This window comes from Heliomicrobium gestii (assembly GCF_009877435.1).
Lineage (GTDB): Bacteria > Bacillota > Desulfitobacteriia > Heliobacteriales > Heliobacteriaceae > Heliomicrobium > Heliomicrobium gestii.
In genome coordinates, this window is record NZ_WXEX01000010.1 from 39,973 (window position 1) to 57,585 (window position 17,613).

General features: G+C 57.4%; 18 protein-coding genes. 17 read left to right on the forward strand and 1 reads right to left on the reverse strand.

Annotation, left to right across the window (positions count from 1 at the left end; all coding sequences use genetic code 11):
• Positions 1-6 precede the first annotated feature (6 nt).
• From cbiB to GTO89_RS12060, 15 genes are all read left to right on the forward strand, one after another.
• A complete protein-coding gene (cbiB, locus tag GTO89_RS11990; RefSeq protein WP_161262337.1) occupies positions 7-1,110 on the forward strand; it encodes an adenosylcobinamide-phosphate synthase CbiB in 1,104 nt (367 codons plus the stop codon).
• Positions 1,110-2,585 (forward strand): cobyrinate a,c-diamide synthase, encoded by a 1,476-nt coding sequence (locus GTO89_RS11995; RefSeq protein ID WP_161262338.1) that lies wholly within the window; start codon positions 1,110-1,112, stop codon positions 2,583-2,585. Before cbiB ends, GTO89_RS11995 begins: the two co-directional genes overlap by 1 nt.
• On the forward strand, positions 2,582-3,154 hold the full coding sequence (locus tag GTO89_RS12000; protein WP_161262339.1) for a cob(I)yrinic acid a,c-diamide adenosyltransferase: 573 nt from the start codon (positions 2,582-2,584) through the stop codon (positions 3,152-3,154). Before GTO89_RS11995 ends, GTO89_RS12000 begins: the two co-directional genes overlap by 4 nt.
• A gap of 76 nt (positions 3,155-3,230) precedes the next feature.
• Positions 3,231-4,286: a nicotinate-nucleotide--dimethylbenzimidazole phosphoribosyltransferase gene (gene cobT, locus GTO89_RS12005; protein WP_207708927.1), complete on the forward strand. Its 1,056-nt coding sequence runs from the start codon at positions 3,231-3,233 to the stop codon at positions 4,284-4,286.
• 1 nt (position 4,287) lies between these two features.
• Positions 4,288-5,130, forward strand: a complete 843-nt coding sequence (locus GTO89_RS12010; RefSeq protein WP_161262340.1) for an adenosylcobinamide-GDP ribazoletransferase — start codon at positions 4,288-4,290, stop codon at positions 5,128-5,130.
• Between the two features lie 23 nt (positions 5,131-5,153).
• Positions 5,154-6,071, forward strand: a complete 918-nt coding sequence (locus tag GTO89_RS12015) for a GHMP family kinase ATP-binding protein (RefSeq protein ID WP_161262341.1) — start codon at positions 5,154-5,156, stop codon at positions 6,069-6,071.
• An 11-nt stretch (positions 6,072-6,082) separates the two neighbouring features.
• Positions 6,083-7,258, forward strand: coding sequence for a threonine-phosphate decarboxylase CobD (gene cobD, locus GTO89_RS12020; protein ID WP_161262342.1), 1,176 nt, complete (start codon positions 6,083-6,085; stop codon positions 7,256-7,258).
• Entirely contained in the window at positions 7,255-7,896 is a 642-nt protein-coding gene (gene cobC, locus GTO89_RS12025) for an alpha-ribazole phosphatase (protein WP_161262343.1), read from the forward strand. Before cobD ends, cobC begins: the two co-directional genes overlap by 4 nt.
• Before the next feature lie 31 nt (positions 7,897-7,927).
• Positions 7,928-8,224, forward strand: a complete 297-nt coding sequence (locus GTO89_RS17690; RefSeq protein WP_161262344.1) for a YkvA family protein — start codon at positions 7,928-7,930, stop codon at positions 8,222-8,224.
• 273 nt (positions 8,225-8,497) lie between these two features.
• Positions 8,498-9,955 (forward strand): IMP dehydrogenase, encoded by a 1,458-nt coding sequence (gene guaB, locus GTO89_RS12035; protein ID WP_161262345.1) that lies wholly within the window; start codon positions 8,498-8,500, stop codon positions 9,953-9,955.
• A gap of 11 nt (positions 9,956-9,966) precedes the next feature.
• Positions 9,967-10,323: a hypothetical protein gene (locus tag GTO89_RS12040; RefSeq protein WP_161262346.1), complete on the forward strand. Its 357-nt coding sequence runs from the start codon at positions 9,967-9,969 to the stop codon at positions 10,321-10,323.
• Positions 10,320-11,153, forward strand: a complete 834-nt coding sequence (locus tag GTO89_RS12045) for a Cof-type HAD-IIB family hydrolase (RefSeq protein WP_161262347.1) — start codon at positions 10,320-10,322, stop codon at positions 11,151-11,153. Before GTO89_RS12040 ends, GTO89_RS12045 begins: the two co-directional genes overlap by 4 nt.
• Positions 11,154-11,234: 81 nt before the next feature.
• Positions 11,235-12,344 (forward strand): ParM/StbA family protein, encoded by a 1,110-nt coding sequence (locus GTO89_RS12050; protein WP_161262348.1) that lies wholly within the window; start codon positions 11,235-11,237, stop codon positions 12,342-12,344.
• Entirely contained in the window at positions 12,341-12,691 is a 351-nt protein-coding gene (locus GTO89_RS12055) for a hypothetical protein (RefSeq protein ID WP_161262349.1), read from the forward strand. The genes GTO89_RS12050 and GTO89_RS12055 overlap by 4 nt, the downstream gene beginning before the upstream one ends.
• A 457-nt stretch (positions 12,692-13,148) precedes the next feature.
• Positions 13,149-14,801, forward strand: a complete 1,653-nt coding sequence (locus GTO89_RS12060) for a ribonuclease J (protein WP_161262429.1) — start codon at positions 13,149-13,151, stop codon at positions 14,799-14,801.
• A gap of 139 nt (positions 14,802-14,940) precedes the next feature.
• On the opposite strand, the gene GTO89_RS12065 is transcribed toward GTO89_RS12060, so the two are convergent.
• Positions 14,941-15,861 (reverse strand): C40 family peptidase, encoded by a 921-nt coding sequence (locus GTO89_RS12065; RefSeq protein ID WP_161262350.1) that lies wholly within the window; start codon positions 15,859-15,861, stop codon positions 14,941-14,943.
• 310 nt (positions 15,862-16,171) lie between these two features.
• Between GTO89_RS12065 and GTO89_RS12070 the strand changes: the two genes are divergently transcribed.
• Both GTO89_RS12070 and GTO89_RS12075 read left to right on the forward strand, forming a co-directional pair.
• Complete coding sequence (locus GTO89_RS12070) at positions 16,172-16,798, forward strand: flavodoxin family protein (protein WP_161262351.1); 627 nt, start codon at positions 16,172-16,174, stop codon at positions 16,796-16,798.
• A 243-nt stretch (positions 16,799-17,041) separates the two neighbouring features.
• Positions 17,042-17,503 carry a DUF5412 domain-containing protein gene (locus GTO89_RS12075; protein ID WP_235920435.1) on the forward strand — a complete coding sequence of 154 codons (462 nt, stop codon included), beginning with the start codon at positions 17,042-17,044 and terminating at the stop codon, positions 17,501-17,503.
• Positions 17,504-17,613: the final 110 nt, after the last annotated feature.

Below are 17,613 nucleotides of genomic sequence, written 5' to 3' on the forward strand. Positions count from 1 at the left end.
CCTTCTATGAACACATCCCTGCCTTTTTCGCTGAAGGAACTGCTCCTTGTCCTTGACGCCAGCCTCTCCATCGGCGCCGTCACCCTGCTGTCGGCGCTCCTCTATGACAGTCTGGTGGGCGACCCGCGCTGGCTGCCCCATCCGGTCATCGGCATCGGCAAGCTGATCACTTCTTTGGAAAAGAAGCTCTACCCGACAGCCGGCGCCGCGGACAAGCATCTCACCACCTTTTTCCGGGGCATGGCCCTGTCGGTCACTACGGTGGCTGTCACCTTTTTCATCACCACACTGTTGATGGCTGCCATTGAACTGGCCGGGTTTGGAACGGCCAGTCGATCCGGTTTCGGAACAACCTTCGGATCGCTGGGGCTCAACGCCCTGAACTGGAAAACCCTCTTGGGCAAGGTGGCGACGGTCATCCTGCTTGGGATCGCCTTTGCCGGGCGCTGTCTCGCTGAGGCTGCCCTGGAGATCAAGGGATTGCTGGAGCGTGGAGACATGGTCGAAGCGAGGCGCAAACTCTCCTGGATCGTTGGCCGCGACACCGACAACCTGGACGAAAGCGAGATCGTCCGGGCCACCGTCGAAACGGTGGCGGAAAACACGGTTGACGGCATCACCAGCCCCCTCTTTTACGCCTTGCTGTTCGGTGTTCCTGGCGCTTACGCCTATAAGGCGGTCAACACCCTCGATTCCATGATCGGCTACCGAAATGATCGTTACCTCTGGTTCGGCCGATTTGCCGCCCGTCTCGACGATGTCGCCAATTACATCCCCGCGCGGCTCACAGGCCTCTCCATGATTCTGGCGGCGACGCTGCTGGGCTATCCGTTCAAGCGCATGGTTTATACATGGCGGATTGATGCCCGTCGCCACCCAAGCCCGAACAGCGGTATTCCCGAGTCGGTCATGGCTGGGGCGCTGGGGGTACAGTTGGGCGGTTTAAACTACTACCAGGGACGGCCTTCCCACCGGGCCACCATGGGGCAACCCCACGTCAGGCTGGAGGCCCGCCATATCGGTCAGACGGTGCGGGTCATGGCGGCGACGACGGCGGTTTTTGCCTTGGCCGGCTCGGTCATTCTCTACGGGTTAGGAAAGTGGTTGTAATGATCCCATCAGTCGTGATCGCCGGCGCTCATAGCGGCGCGGGAAAAACCACCGTCACCATGGGGCTCCTGGCGGCATTGCGGCGGCGGGGCTTGACGGTGCAGAGTTTCAAGACAGGTCCAGATTATATCGACCCTAGCTTCCATCGCCTGATCACCGGTCGGACCTGTTCCAACCTGGATACATGGATGATGGAAACCGAGACGATCCATCGCCTGTTCCGGCGGGCTGTCGAAGGGGCGCAGGTTGCCCTGATCGAGGGGGTCATGGGTCTCTTCGACGGCGCCGCCGGAGAACCGCCGGGAGGGGCCGGCAGCACGGCGGCTCTCGCCGCTTTGTTGGGAGCGCCCATCGTTCTGGTCGTCGATGCCCGTTCTGCCGCTCAAAGCATCGCCGCTGTCGTCTATGGATTTTGCCGTCTCAACCCCGCGCTGCCGGTGGCCGGTGTGGTGCTCAACCGGATCGGTTCGACGAGGCACGGCCAGATGGTTCGACAGGCGGTGGAACAGACCTGCCGCATCCCTGTTCTCGGCTGCCTCCCTCGCGATACTGTCCAACCGATGCCGGAGCGCCACCTGGGGCTCGTCGCGGCGGTCGAAAAAACGGCCTCTCTCGAAACCTACTGGCAGTCCTTGGCAGACGTGATCGAAGAACATCTCGATGTGGACCTGCTGTTGGAACGGATTTCAGCGCAGGCGGCGAACCATCCGGAAGGGGACGGGGACAGTCCAGGGAAAGGAATCGCCATGAGGGCTCCGAGGGCTCGTGTGGCCATCGCCCGTGACGAAGCCTTTCATTTTTACTATGAAGATGCCTTGCGTGACCTGGCCGAACGTGGTATCGAGTGGATCCCCTTCCGGCCTGTCGAGGGCGATCCGATCCCCCAGGGGGTCGACGGGATTTACCTGGGCGGTGGCTATCCGGAACTCTACCTGGAGCCATTGGCGTCAAACAGCGCTTTTTTGCAGGAACTGGCTTACCTGCACCGGCAAGGAATCCCGATTTATGCCGAGTGCGGCGGCTTTATGACCCTTTGCCGGTCCATTCGCGACAGCAACGGCCATGAGGTTCCCCTGGCCGGTCTCGTCCCCGCCGACTGTGTGATGGGCAAAAGACGGCGCGCTCTGGGCTACGTGACCGCCAAAATCGCTGGTGACAGCTTGCTCGGAAGCTGCGGCGATCGGTTGCGCGGCCACGAGTTTCACTACTCTGACGCCGCCTTCGCGCCGGACGCCGTTCCCAGTCCCGCCTTCCTGCTCACCAAAACGAGCATCGCCGGCGAACATCCCGAGAGCCGTCCAGACGGCTACAGCCAAGGCGCCTTGACCGCCTCCTACTTCCACTTTCACTTCTCCGCCTTTCCGGCGGCCATGGACCATTTTCTCGAGCGCCTTGGCGCCGCCGCCGGAGAAAGGGGAAGGCAGGGCGCAGGTCAGCGCCGCCGTTTCGATGCAAAAGGGGGGAGCGACACATGACGCCGGGGCTGATCCAGGTATATACGGGCGACGGCAAAGGAAAGACAACGGCGGCGCTGGGGCTCTGCCTGCGCGCCGCCGGCCACGGCAAAGGCTCCGCCATCATCCAGTTCCAAAAAGGCAGCGCCTACATGGGGGAACTCTATTCGATCCAGCGTTTGCCCGAGATCAGCATCACCCAATTCGGCTGGGGCTGCCCGCAAGGGGCGCTGATCCGTTCCGGCGTCGCCCACTGTGTCAACTGTGGCGACTGTTTCCGCCGCAACCGGGCGCCGGACAACCCCTGGCCCCGCCAGGGACTGGCCTATGCCGCAGAGGTGTTGCGGGAGGGACGCGCCGAATTGGTCGTTCTTGACGAGATCAGCTACATCATGAATCGGGGTTATGTGACTGTCGACGAGGTTCTCGCCCTGTTGAACAGCCGCCGCGAGGGTGTCGAAGTGGTGCTCACGGGACGGCGCATGCCGCCGGAGATTATCGAACAGGCCCATCTGGTCACTGAGATGATTCCGCAAAAACACCCCCTGGCCGACGGGGTCAGCCCTTCCCGGCGGGGGATTGAATATTGACAGACAGGATTTTGACAAGCCATTATTAACGGGTATGATTCGAATGACGCCGGAAAATGCAAGGGAGGATTCAATAATGACACTGGAAGCCCTACTCGCACAGATCAAACCTCTGAACGGGGAAGCCATGGAAAAAGCGCAAGCCCACCTTGACGACCTGACCAAGCCCCGGGGCAGCCTGGGCGTGTTGGAAGACATGGCCAAACAGTTGGCCGGTATCTTCGGCGAAATCCCGAAGAAGCCGCTGCAAAAGGCGATCATCCTGATGGCCGGCGACCATGGCGTCATGGAGGAAGGGGTCAGCGCCTTCCCGCAGGAAGTGACGCCCCAGATGGTGGCTAACTTCGCCAACGGCGGCGCCGGCATCAACAGCCTGGCTCGCCATGCTGGCGCTGATCTGATCTGTGTCGATGTGGGCATCGCCGTGGACATGCCTGACCTTCCCGGTCTACAGCGTCGCAAAGTGGCCTATGGAACGAAGAATATGGCGAAAGGGCCGGCCATGACTGTCGACGAGGCGATCCAAGCCATCCTCATCGGCGCCGACGTCGTCGCTGACGCTGTTCAACGGGGCGTTCGCATCGTCGGCACCGGCGAGATGGGCATCGGCAACACGACGCCATCGGCGGCCATCATCGCCGCCATCGGCGGTTTTTCCGTAGAGGACGTGGTAGGGCGGGGAACCGGCGTCAATGACCGGCAGCTGCAGATCAAAATCGACGCCATTAAAAAAGCCCTCGATGTGAACCGGCCTGATCGGGCCGATGGCATGGACGTGCTTACCAAGGTGGGCGGGCTGGAGATCGCCGGTCTTGCCGGCGTCTGTCTGGGCGCCGCTGCCCAGGGGATCCCGGTGGTGATCGATGGCTTCATCTCCGGCGCGGCGGCGGTGATCGCCGGCACGATCTGCCCGCAAGCGCGCGACTACATGATCGGTTCCCACCTGTCTGAAGAGCCCGGACACAAGTTTATGCTTGATTACCTCGGCCTCAAACCGATGCTGATGATGAACTTCCGCCTCGGCGAGGGCACCGGCGCGGCGTTAGGGATGACCATGATCGACGCGGCGGTCAAGATGTCCAATGAGATGGCCACCTTCTCCAGCGCCGGCGTCAGCGAATCGATCGACTGATATGTTCGTCCGTCCTTGGTTGCGTTTTCGCCTCGCCCTCTCCTTTTTCACCCGCCTGCCGGTGGGGGCCATGGGGGAGAGCGGGGATGAAGACTTCGGTCGCTCTTTTCTCTACCTGCCTCTCGTCGGTCTGCTGCTCGGTTTGCTCCTCACGGTTGCGGCGACCATCGTCGGCGTCTTCTTTCCGCCCGTCCTCTTGCCGCCTCTGCTGCTGGCGCTGCACATCTACAACACCGGCGGCATTCACCTTGACGGGTTCATGGACACCTTTGACGGGATCTTCTCGGCTCGCAAGGCGGAACGGGTGCTCGAGATCATGCGTGATTCCCGTGTCGGCGCCCATTCCGTCCTGGCGGTGACGATGCTGTTGATGACGAAGGCCGCCGCCGTCTACGCCCTGTGGCAGTTGGGGGGATTCCATATCCCGGCTCAATGGCCGGCCTGGAACTGGCTGTCCGGTTTGTACGCTCCCGTCGACCGGATCGCCATCAGCCCCCTGTTGGTCACCTTGTTATGGATGCCCATGGCCGGGCGCTGGGTTGTCGTTTACATGATGCAACGCTTTCCCTATGCCCGGAGCCAGGGGATGGCAACGCTGTTCAACCGCTACATTGACGGTTCAGTGCTGACCATCGGCACTGTCATCACGGCAGCGGTGGCGGCGCTCATCGCCGGAGTCGCCGGCTGGGCGGCGCTGGTGTTGCTCTGGCTCTTCTTCGAATGGTGGGGCGGGAAGCTCACCCGGTTTCTCGGCGGGCTGACGGGCGACATCTATGGCGCCACCTGCGAGATCGGCGAGTTGCTGCTGTTGTTGATGGCGCTGCTCCTCTACCACATACGCTAGTTGTCTGAAAGGAGGCATCTGACGTGTACGCCCAGGCGCAGATACCAGCTACATGCGGCGAACTGGCCCAGGGCCTGATCGGGGGCCGTTTCCTGCACCTCACCTGTCCCATTGACGCCTGGGTCACGGCCAGTGCCTACCTGACACCAGGCAGCGGTCGCATTGACGGACTGGCCGATCGACCCAAGGCGGCCCGGGCCGTCAATGCCTTGCTCGATCTGTGGAGCATGGCCGGTTGTTTCGATATCCGCTTCCACATGGACAACCCCTTGCCATCGGGCAAAGGGATGGCGACGAGCACCGCCGATATCTGCGCCGCTGTCTACGCTGTCGCCCGGGCGTTGGGACGAGAACTGACGCCGGCGCAGATGGGGCCTATCGCCGTCGCCGTAGAACCCTCAGACGGACTCTTCTATCCGGGCATCGCCGTCTTCGATCACCGCAGCGGAACCTGGGGAAAGACGGTCGGGATGGCGCCAGTTCCACCCTTGCATATCCTGGCCTTTGACCTGGGCGGCGAAGTCGACACGATCGAGTTCAACAACCGGGTCGATCTGCTGGAGGCGAACCGGCAGAAAGAAGCCGCCGTCCGGCAAGCCTTTGCCATGATCACCCGAGGCCTGCGGTGCGGCGATCCGAGGCGGATCGGGGAAGGGGCAACCTTGAGCGCTCGGGCCAACCAGGGGATTTTACCAAAAGAAGCCCTTGAGGAGATCATCAGCGGTGTCCGCGCTTTTGGCGCTGTCGGTGTCAACGTGGCCCACAGCGGGACAGTTCTCGGTGTGATCGTGCCGGAGGGCAAACATCAGCGCCTCAGCCCGATCACCAGTTGGGTCGAGAGCCGCTTCCCCCACTGGAACCGGTTGGGCTGTTACCGTCTCGTCAGCGGGGGGCCGCGATTCGCCGATGCGAGCCGGCAGGGGAGAGAGGCAGCCTTATGAAAAGGGGACCGATGACAGAAAAACGCACGATAATGGAGCAGCCTGTGATTTCCGACCGGCATAATGAATTGCAAAAGGCGCAGCCTGTCCCGTACCGGCACGGCGGCGATGTGTGGGGCGCTATCGAGGTTGCAGGCGTCTCCGTCACAGAGATCCTGGATCTGAGCGCCAATATCAACTATTTGGGTCTTTCGCATCAGGTGAAAAAGGCGATCGAGGAAAGCATCGATCAGGTCGTTCACTACCCAGACCCCCAATGCCGCCGGCTGATCGACGCCCTGGCTGATCACTTCGCTGTTTCGCCTGATTCGATCTGCGCGGGCAACGGCGCCGTTGACCTCCTCGATCACTGGCTCCATGCGGTGAAAGCCCGCCGTGTGCTCATCCCGGAGCCTGCCTTCGGCCAGTACGAGCGCGCCGTCGCTGCCCAGGGCGGTGAGGCCGTTCGCCTGCAACTGGAAGAAAAGGGACACTTTCGGCTTGATGTGGAGGCGTGGCGACAGGCTCTCCAAAAAGAGAATTGTGACGCCGCGATCCTCTGTACGCCCCATAACCCCGCCGGCTGGGTCTGGACGGCCGAAGAAAGACAGGCTGTCTTGACGCACTTGACGTCAGCGCCGGTCCGCTTGCTGGTCGATGAATCCTTTTTGGATTTTCTCCCCGATGGCCGCCTCTTGAGCTGCTGCGCAGAAGCTGCCAAGAGCGATCAGGTAGCCGTCCTCTACTCGCTGACCAAGTTTTTCGCCATCCCGGGCCTTCGCCTCGGCGCCTTGATCGCCCACCGGGAGATCATCAATGCCATTGTTCGCCGGCGCGATCCCTGGGTGGTCAACCACTTGGCCCAGGTTGCCGGCATCGCCGCCCTTGCCGACCGGGATTACCACCGGAAGACCTGGGAGGGGCTCCCTCAAGAGCGGGATTACCTTTTTCAGCGGCTAAGGGATCTGCCGGGGTTGTCACCGCTGCCTTCGGCCGCCAATTTTCTCCTCCTTCGCATCGAGGAAAGCGGCCTCTCGTCGACAGAATGGACAAAACGGCTGCGTCGCCGGGGTATTTTGGTCCGGAACTGCAATACCTTTTTATCGTTGGGAGAACGCTACCTGCGACTGGCCGTACGCGACAGGGCGGCCACGAATCGACTGATTGACGCCATGCGGGCCGTGCTCGCAGAGGAGGGAATGCTTTGACCCGTGTTTACCTGATCCGCCACGGTGAGACCGAATGGAACATGGCCCGGCGCTACCAGGGCCATAGTGACGTGCAACTGAGTGAGAAGGGGCGGGAGCAGGCTCAGTTGCTCGTGAGGCGGCTGGCCGGTGAAAAGATCGATCGTGTTTTTGCCAGCGATCTGAGCCGGGCCGTTGAAACAGCGCGCGTGATCGCTGAAGGACATCACACCGAGGTGATCGTCGAACCGCGCTTTCGGGAGTGCAACTTTGGCGCTTGGGAAGGGTTGACCTTTACCGAAATCGAGAAGGCCTACCCGGAAGAGATGAAGACATGGAACACCGCGCCGGGCAAACTGCAACTGCCGGGCGGCGAGAGCTTCGCCATCGTCCAGTGCCGCGCCCATGAAGCCATGATGGAACTGGTGAAAAAGCACGACAACGAGGGAGTCGCCATCGTCGCTCACGGCGGGACGATCCGCACCCTGCTGTGCGCCATTCTGGAAGTGGACCTGGACCGGGCCTGGCAATTCCGCCAGGAAAACACGGCCCTGAATATCATCGACTTTTATGACTGCAAAGGCATCATCGAACGGATCAATGACGTGACCCACCTGATTCCAGGGGCTTTTCCCACCGGCAAAAGCAGGGTAGAATAGTACTGGAAACGCAATGGATGGGGGGATTCATGTGCCGTCCCTTCAGTCGCCCGGTTTTTGGCAACGGATGCGACTGCTGCTCAACCTACCCCGCTCAACGCGGCTACTGTACGCTCTATTGAGGGACAACCGGGTGCCGCTGGTCAATAAGGCGCTGTTCCTCGGTCTAAGCCTGATGTATCTGCTATGGCCCCTTGATCTGGTTCCAGACCTGGTGCCGATCTTGGGAGAGTTAGACGATATCACGGTCATCCTGTTTCTGATCGACCGCTTCGTCGCCTCCGTTCCGTCCTATGTGGTCTACGAGCACATGGACCGCTTTGAGTAGCGGTAGAATGATGATGCGTGGCGGGCGATCAAAGCCTTCTATCCTCTTCACGAAGAGATAGAAGGCTTTGTTTTTTATCCAGCGCTGCCAATGGAGCATATGGGAAGAAATAATTTTCTTCCGCTCGCTTTTTTGTGGTAAAATGAAGGATAAGAGTCTGGGGGCGGTTTCCACCGGTCGATGTTGGTCTCTGCAACCTTGGATAATCCGATTAAATCGGAGTAGAGTAGAAGAGAGGGAAAAGGGCTCCGGTCCTGGAAAGGAGATGGTCACGTGAGTGACTTGCTAAACATTGTAGAAGGTTTGACTTTTGATGACGTACTGCTCGTACCCGCCAAATCGGAGGTGCTCCCTCGGGATGTGGACACCCATACCTGGTTGACCCGGCGCATCCGTTTAAATATCCCCCTTATGTCAGCCGGCATGGATACGGTCACCGATTCGCGCATGGCGATCGCCATGGCTCGGGAAGGCGGCATCGGTGTCATCCATAAGAACATGACAATCGAACAACAAGCCCATGAAGTCGATCGGGTGAAACGGTCGGAACACGGCGTTATCACTGACCCCATCTACCTGTCGCCGCAACATAAAGTAACTGACGCATTGGCGATCATGGAGCGGTATCACATCTCCGGTGTGCCCATCGCCAATGAAGAAGGAAAACTGGTCGGCATACTGACCAATCGGGACCTGCGTTTTGAAACCGATTTTGAAAAACCGATCGCGAATGTAATGACCAAGGAGAACCTCGTCACGGCGCCAATCGGGACCTCGCTGGCGGAGGCGAAGGAGATTCTCCGCAACCACAAGGTGGAAAAACTCCCCATCGTCGATAACGAAGGCCACCTCAAGGGTCTGATCACCATCAAGGATATTCAAAAGGCTCGCCAGTACCCCAACTCCACGAAGGATGATCGCGGCCGCCTGCGCGCCTGCGCCGCTGTTGGCATCACGGCTGACACGATGGAGCGTGTGAAGGCCCTCGTTTCCGTCGGCGTCGACGCCCTTGTCGTCGATACGGCCCACGGCCATTCCCGGGGTGTCTTGAACATGGTGGAAAAGATCAAGGGCGAGTTCCCACAGGTCGACCTGATCGCCGGCAATGTGGCTACCTATGAAGCGACGGCTGACCTGATCTCCTGCGGCGCCGACTGTGTCAAAGTGGGCATCGGACCTGGCTCCATCTGCACGACCCGCGTCGTCGCCGGCATCGGTGTTCCCCAGATCACGGCCATCGCCGAATGCGCCCGCGCCGCCCGAGAACGGAATGTCCCCATCATCGGCGACGGCGGCATCAAATTCTCCGGTGATGTGGCCAAGGCCATCGCCGCCGGGGCGAACGTGGTCATGATCGGCAGCCTGCTGGCCGGCACCGAGGAGAGCCCTGGGGACATCGAGATCTACCAAGGCCGGAGTTTCAAGGTATACCGCGGGATGGGCTCCCTGGGCGCCATGAAGGAAGGCTCAAAAGACCGCTACTTCCAAGAAGATGATAAGAAACTGGTTCCGGAAGGCATTGAGGGCCGCGTTCCCTACAAAGGGCCTCTGGCCGACACGGTCTTCCAACTCGTCGGCGGTTTGCGCTCCGGCATGGGCTACTGCGGCTGCGCCAACATCGAAGAGTTGATGTCCAAGACCCGATTCATCCGGATCACTGCCGCCGGTTTGCGGGAAAGCCACCCCCACGACGTCACCATCACCAAGGAAGCCCCCAACTACAGCCTCTAGGAGCGTGGCCCATGGGCAATTATCACTTGGCTGGCACGGAATATGTCACTTCCGACCCCCGGGAAGAGATCCTGGGGGTCGCTCTCGCCGCTTTTATCGGCCGGCAGGGAATCCTCACCCTGAAGACAGGCCAACATACGGCGATCTGGCGGAGCGCCTGCACGATGGACGCCGTCATCCGGCGGGAAGAGCGGATCGAAGAAGGCCACTTGACTGTGGAGCAAGTGGCCTTTCAACTGCTTCCACGAACGATTCAACCTGCCTGGGAGATCACCCTTCCGGTCGATCAGTTTATCGAGATGGAAAGCTACCCACGGGAGACGAATCTGCACTTTCAAGGCTACACCTGGTCATGGAGGCCGCAATGAGTCCCATCCGACTTGTAGCGATGGATATGGATGGCACCCTTCTCGATGAGAAGCGGCGGATCCCTGAACCGGTAGCTCAACGGATCGCTGAATTACGTCAGGCTGGAGTCATCTTTACGATAGCGACAGGGCGGATCTACCGATCAGCCATGCCCTATGCCCAACAGCTCGAACTCAAGGCGCCGCTGATCACCTGCAACGGCGCTTTGATCCGCCATCCAGAAAATGGCCCCATCCTCCACCATCGAAGGTTAGACGCGCAGCAGGTAATTTCCCTTCTGCAGTGGCTCAAAGGAAAGAGCAGTGATGCGTTGCGCTATTCCTTTCACGGTGACGACGTGTTCACTGACAGGACTCACGAATACACCGCCAGCTATGAACGGGCGCTTGGACTTTCCTTCCATTTTGTCGACGATCTGGCCGCTCATCTGGCAGGCGGACCGGATCGCCATCCGACCATGTTTGTTCTCATGACCGATCCGGCGGCCACACCATCGATGACCCAAGAGATCTTGGAACACCTGAACGGCGCCGTTGCCATCACCAACTCTCATGATTACTTTATCGAAATCCTTCATCCTGAGGTGTCGAAGGGGGCGGCTCTGGCCCAACTGGCCGCGTCTTTGTCCATTGACCAGAGTGAAGTGATGGCTATCGGCGACAATCATAACGACCTGAGCATGATCCGCTGGGCCGGACAGGGTGTCTTCGTGGCCAACGCGCCTGAGGCGCTTCACCGGGAGGCCGATTACGTCACCAGGGCTCGCAATTCCATGGGCGTCTTAGAGGCCTTGAACCGCCTTTTTCCGCCGCTCTCCCATGTGCCTTAGTTCGCCTTTTCTAAAAGGATTTGACAATTGATTTGTCGAAAGAAACAATAAAGTACATGTAACCGGAGGATTTGAAGCGCCATGAGCATACATGCGGCCCGAGTACGACAGTTGCCGGGATTTGAACCGAGTGAGGGAAAAAATCTGACCGTTGGGCTTGATATCGGTTTCGGCTATGTGAAGGTTGTTGCTGGAAACGGCCGTTGGGCTCTTTTTCCCAGTATCGTCGGTGAAGGCCGGGAATTGCATATCCTGTCGGGCTTTGGTTCTAACGACCCGATGGACAACCTCGTTGTCGATGTAGATGGACGGCGTTATTTCGTGGGCAACCTGGCCTTACGGGAGACAGAAGCTGAACTGGACATCGACCCTGATAAGATTTTCAACGTCGATTTTGAAGTGCTCGTCTATACCGCCCTGGCCCTGGTCAGTGACAAACCGGATCAGGATGTGAACATATACCTGGGCCTGCCGATCAACTTTTATCGGACCCAGAAAGCTCGTTTTGAGGACAAGCTGCGCGCCCACCAGATGTCCCGCTTTGTCAAGGTTCTGGGACAGGACGTGCGCCTGATCCGCATTCGCAACTTCGAGATCTTTCCCCAGGCCGGTGGGGCCATCTTCAACCAAATCCTGGATTTCCGGTCTGAGGTGCGCACGCCCCGTCTGGCCCGTGGCAAGATCGGCATCATTGACGGGGGAACGAAGACAACCGACTGCATCTATATGGAAGATCTGAAGTTCGTCGACCAGCGCAGCTTCTCTGTCAATGACGGCGGCACCCACAAGATTCTCATGGATATTCGGGACTTTTTAATGAAAAACTTTGATCATTACTATCCTCGTCTCGCCGAAGTCGATCAGATGTTGCGCGAGCGGAAGGTGGAGGTCAAAGGGAAAGTCTATGACATCACTTCCGTAATCGACGCATCGGCCTCTAGGGTGGCGAGAAAAATCGTCCGGGAGATCTCAGCGAAGTGGCCGAACCACATGGAATTCCGGGCCATGATTCTTGTCGGCGGCGGTGGCTATGTGATGCACCCCTTCCTGAAAGAAACCTTCCCGGACATCCTGCTTGTCCAAGATGAGTTTGAAGGCGAAGCGGTGGCTGGCGATTGGAACGTGATCCAGTTTGCCAACGCCCTGGGCTTCTTGAAACTGGCCGTCATGCGTTACGGAGAAAACAAATGAGGCATTTCCGCGTCGATCTTTCCTTAGACGAAGGCAACCCTCGCGAGGCCCCGTTGATTTGGTGGCTCGATCAGTTGAAAGAACCTGGCGCCGTCATACGCCAGGTTCTGCTAGGAAACGGCATGCCCCCCTGGATCCCTTCATCACAGCCCGCCTTTTTTCCGCTCCCGCTCTCGGCTCACTCAACAAAAACAGTCTTCGGCGGGGAAGACGCTGCCCCTGATGGGACCGACGACGAAGGGACCTTGGCGCCGCTGATGGCCAGCGTATCCGAATTGAATGAGGCGAATGAAGAGGAGTTGGATCCTGAAACAATAAAAAAAGGGCTGCAAAACGTATTTGGTTAATAAAGGAGATACCATGAGCATAGCACAAGAACCTAACGGCAAAGGCGCTGCCGGCGCTGCTGCCAACGGCGGCACGGAAAATGCTACAGCCGCTGCAAATGGTGGCGGCAAGAACAATGCCAATGTGAACGGCAAAGGCAATGTCAACGCCAGCGCCAGCAGCGACGGGAAGAGCAATGCCAAAAGTGCCGGCAGGAGCAAAGGCAATGTGGGCAGCAGAGGCAGCGGTCGGGGCCAGGCCAATCCGAAGGCCAAGGCTGTTGCCAATGCCGATGGCATCGGCAAGGACGTTGCTATCGCGAATATCAACGGCGACGGCAAGGTCACTGGGAATGGCGGAAACGGCAGTGGCAGTGACAACACCAGCGCCAGCAGCGCCAAAGCGCCGGCGAATCGCACGAAAAAGAACGGTTACCGTCCCCGCCGCAGCAAGACGAAGCCAAAACCGAAATCGACCTTGCCGACAGTCAGCGTCATCCCCCTCGGCGGCGTTGGCGAGGTGGGCAAGAACATGCTTGTCATCGAGTATGGCGACGACATCATCGTCATCGATTCAGGCGTAAAGTTTCCTGGAGAGGAACTGTTGGGGATTGACCTCGTCATTCCCGACATCACCTATCTCGTCCAAAATATGGACAGGGTGCGGGGGATTTTTCTCACCCATGGTCACGAAGACCACATCGGCGGACTGCCCTTCACGCTCAAGCAAATCCAGGTGCCCGTCTATGGCACCCGGCTGACCTTGGGCCTTGTCAAAAACAAACTGACCGAACACGGACTGATCCGTGATGCCAAGCTTCACGAAATCACCGCCGAAGACGTAGTCAACGTGGGCGCTTTCCAGGTGGAGTTTTTCCGCGTCAACCATTCCATCCCTGACGGCATCGGCATTGCTGTCCGCACCCCGGCAGGGCTTATCGTCCACTCGGGCGATTTCAAGCTTGACCAGACGCCGGTCGACGATAAGGTTCTTGAATTCAGCAAGCTGGCCCGTTACGGCGATGAAGGCGTCTTGCTCTTCATCTGTGACTCCACCAATGTTGAGCGTCCTGGCTACACGCCGTCGGAACGGACTGTCGGCGACACCTTCCGCGCTGTCTTCGCCAAAACGGACAGCCGCATCATCATCGCCACCTTTGCCTCCAACGTTCACCGTATCCAACAGGTGATCGACACGGCGGCTGAGTTCAATCGCAAGGTGGCTGTCGTCGGGCGCAGCATGGTGACCGTCGTCGATGTGTCCCAGCAACTGGGTTACCTCAATATCCCCAAAGGCATGTTGATCGAGGCGGAAGAGATCGATCGCCTTCCTGACAATCAGGTCACCATCATCACCACCGGATCTCAGGGCGAACCGATGGCGGCACTGACCCGGATGGCGACCAACAACCACCGCCAGGTGGCCATCCGCCAAGGTGACACAGTGATCATCTCGGCCACGCCGATCCCGGGCAACGAAAAGCTCGTCTCCCGGACCATCGACAACCTCTTCCGCATAGGCGCCGATGTGGTCTACAAGGAAGTGGCCAATGTCCACGTCTCCGGTCACGCCGCCCAGCAGGAAATCAAGCTCATGCTCAACTTCCTGCGCCCCAAATACGTCATCCCCTTCCACGGCGAATACCGGCACCAGGCCACCTTTGCCAAACTGGGGCAGACGATGGGCATCCCTGACGATCATATCCTCCGCGTCAATATCGGTGAACGTTACGAACTTAACGAGGAAATGGCCCAGATGACCGGAACCGTCGAGGCGGGCAGTGTCATGGTCGATGGCATCGGCGTCGGCGACGTGGGCAACATCGTCCTGCGTGACCGCCACCACCTGGCACAGGACGGCGTCGTCATCGCCGTCGTCACCATTGATAAAGAAAACGGCAACGTTCTCGCCGGGCCTGACCTCGTCTCCCGCGGCTTCGTCTTCGTCCGTGAGGCCGGAGACATGCTCGGCGAAGCCAAATCCCGTGTCAAGGAGGCCCTGACCGGCCGCAACACAGGGACAACAGAATGGTCGGTGCTGAAAAACCTGATCCGCGATACGTTGAATGAGTTCTTTTATCAGAAAACGAAGCGGCGTCCGATCGTGTTGCCGATTATTATGGAGATTTGACATAACAGGAAATGCAAAAGCCCTCTTGCGCTTCATTAAGGTGAGCCAAGAGGGCTTCTGCTTTTTTATTTGGAGAATTCACCGGCTTGCCTAACAGTTACGATATACATAGGGTCATATTGGATTTTTCATTATGTTCCTACACGATTATTCTCCGAGCGCAGATGTAGGTTTTCAAATAATAGGGGTCGTTCAAATTGCTGATGATAACTCCCTTATCTGTCGTAGAGCAATGCAAGACCTTCCCATCGCCCAAATATACCCCTACATGACCGATCCGTTCATTCCCCTTTTTATTTTGCGTGGAGCTGTTCCAGAAAAAAACCAGATCGCCGCTTCGGAGTTGAGATTTTTCGACACTTTTTCCTTGTGTCGCTTGCTGCGCCGCTGTTCGATTGAGTTGGATGTGGTTCAGTCCATACACATATTGCGTAAAACTGGAACAGTCAAAGGCAGAGGGGTTCATCGATTGGGCGCCATATTTATAAGGCTTGCCCAGCAGTTTTTTCCCTGCAGCGATGATGGCTTCGGCCGTTTTCTGCCACTCGGGGCTTTTGGAAGTTCCCGTAGCTCCGATCGCTTGCGACGGTGTTTGCGAAGAGAACGATAAGGACGAAGAACTGAAGTTTGAATTGGAAAGCGGAGTCAGAGGGGATGAAGTCGACGGGGTGGAAAGGGACGACGGAGAGGATGGGGAGGAAGGGGAGGAAGGGGACGATGGAGATGAGGAGGATGAAGAGGGAAAAAGAGACGAGGAGGAAGAAATCGAAGAAGAGGATTGAGGTGGCTGGCTTATCCCATTCGGTGAATCCAAGTCGGGAAGATTTAAAACCTGACCAACTTTCAAGGTGTTGGGGTTATGTAATTGCGGGTTAACCTCGATCAATTTGCTGACGGTTACGCCGGTATGCCGGGAAATCGCCCATAAGGTGTCGCCGGATTTGACGGTGTATGTCATGCCATTACCGGCGAAGGCTTGATTCGGAACTACTGTCAAAAATGCAGTCAATAGGACGGGGCAAATATAACGCAAGAACATCTTTGCCGGTTGTTGATACACGGAACGTTCTCCTTTGCTACGGAAAATGCCAGGCGGTCAGCCCATCTATTTCGTTTTTCGACATGTGAAACGGATTTCCTGTTTTACATTTTATTTCACTTTTACGATCGACAACTGAAGTCGATCGTTGCCGTACCGAAGAATATCGCTTAACCGGTGGGGGCGGGGATTCCGTGGAAGGGAGATGGGCGGGAAGAGGGACATCTGAGAAGGATAATGGAGCTCAAATATGGAATGCTAAAATGTTCGCTCCGTCGTCAACCATCTGTGCTTACCATGTGTGAATACAATAAAGAAGGAGTTTTTCTGGATGAAGGTATTATTAGTCAACGGCAGCCCCCATGAAAAGGGATGCACCTATACGGCGTTGACAGAGGTCGCCGCCGCCTTAGAAAAACAGGGCATCGAAACAGAGATTTTTCATGTTGGCAAAAAGCCCATTTCCGGTTGCCACGGTTGCGGCGCCTGTCAGAAAACGGGCCAATGCTTCATGAACGATGGAGTCAATGAGTTCTTAGAGAAGGCGGCATCGGCAGACGGCTTTATATTTGGTTCACCGGTGCATTTTGCATCGGCTTCCGGCATGTTGACTTCCTTTATGGACAGGGTGTTCTATGCGGGCCTTCGCAGCGGGCTCTTTGCCTTCAAGCCGGCTGCCGCCATAGTTAGCGCTCGCCGTGGCGGAACCACTGCCACATTCGATCAGATCAATAAATATTTCACCATCAGCAACATGCCGGTGGTGTCGTCTCAGTATTGGAATATGGTCCATGGCAATCGGCCCGAAGAAGTCCGTCAGGATTTGGAAGGCATGCAGACCATGCGCACACTGGGCAACAATATGGCTTGGCTGTTGAAGTCCATTGAAGCCGGAAAAGCCGCCGGCGTCGCACTGCCGGAAAAGGAACCACGGGCGATTACCAATTTTATTCGTTAACGAACAAGCAATCGAGCACCTTTGATTCATCGTCCCATCATGTTGGATATAATTTTTCTGGGTACAGCCCGATAAAGAAGAAATCGGAGACTAACGAGAGACAGTTCGGTTTGGGAACCGGGCTGTTTTTCGTTCAAAAAACATCTTTTGACCTTTGGAAAATCGCCTTATGTGAAGACGCACTACTTTTGAAAATATTTACAAAACACCGAGATAGTTATATTATGGTAGAAGATGTCCTCAATGATGGAGGTGGTTGCAGCGGAAAACCATCAAAAGCCCTCAGTGATTTGGTCGTCAACTGATGAAGTAGCTGAGTATAAACAGATACTGCGAGTGAAAAGAAACATCCGCTACGCAATCGTGGGTATCCTTTTGTTCATCATCAGCGCTTTTTCTTACGGGATATATTGGCTGGCGTACGATATGGATCGATTGCCGGAAGGGGAGTATCTCACGGAAGCGACTTCTCCCGCCGGAACCTACACGGTAAAAGCCTATCGGACAAACGGAGGCGCCACGACTGCTTTTGCTATTCGCGGAGAGTTGGTATTTAACAAGCAAAAAAGAGATCCCCAAAATATATACTGGAACTATCGAGAGGATCAAGCGGAAATCAATTGGCTCGATGACGACAGGGTTGTCATCAACGGGCATGAACTCCATGTTCCCCATGATCGATTCGATTTTCGCAGACAAAACTAAATCACATTCCCCAAAAAACAGTCATTCAAATCTCATCACTAACGAAAATGATCAATCGGTGAAAGGGAAGCCCATAAGAAAATCGCCGTTCATCTCGCCCGAATGAGGCA

Bases quoted from the DNA above. Each gene is read 5' to 3' on its own strand.
- cbiB (WP_161262337.1), top strand. From the start codon at position 7: ATGAACACATCCCTGCCTTTTTCGCTGAAGGAACTGCTCCTTGTCCTT.
- GTO89_RS11995 (WP_161262338.1), top strand. From the start codon at position 1,110: ATGATCCCATCAGTCGTGATCGCCGGCGCTCATAGCGGCGCGGGAAAA.
- GTO89_RS12000 (WP_161262339.1), top strand. From the start codon at position 2,582: ATGACGCCGGGGCTGATCCAGGTATATACGGGCGACGGCAAAGGAAAG.
- cobT (WP_207708927.1), top strand. From the start codon at position 3,231: ATGACACTGGAAGCCCTACTCGCACAGATCAAACCTCTGAACGGGGAA.
- GTO89_RS12010 (WP_161262340.1), top strand. From the start codon at position 4,288: ATGTTCGTCCGTCCTTGGTTGCGTTTTCGCCTCGCCCTCTCCTTTTTC.
- cobD (WP_161262342.1), top strand. From the start codon at position 6,083: ATGACAGAAAAACGCACGATAATGGAGCAGCCTGTGATTTCCGACCGG.
- GTO89_RS12040 (WP_161262346.1), top strand. From the start codon at position 9,967: ATGGGCAATTATCACTTGGCTGGCACGGAATATGTCACTTCCGACCCC.
- GTO89_RS12045 (WP_161262347.1), top strand. From the start codon at position 10,320: ATGAGTCCCATCCGACTTGTAGCGATGGATATGGATGGCACCCTTCTC.
- GTO89_RS12050 (WP_161262348.1), top strand. From the start codon at position 11,235: ATGAGCATACATGCGGCCCGAGTACGACAGTTGCCGGGATTTGAACCG.
- GTO89_RS12055 (WP_161262349.1), top strand. From the start codon at position 12,341: ATGAGGCATTTCCGCGTCGATCTTTCCTTAGACGAAGGCAACCCTCGC.
- GTO89_RS12070 (WP_161262351.1), top strand. From the start codon at position 16,172: ATGAAGGTATTATTAGTCAACGGCAGCCCCCATGAAAAGGGATGCACC.
- GTO89_RS12075 (WP_235920435.1), top strand. From the start codon at position 17,042: ATGATGGAGGTGGTTGCAGCGGAAAACCATCAAAAGCCCTCAGTGATT.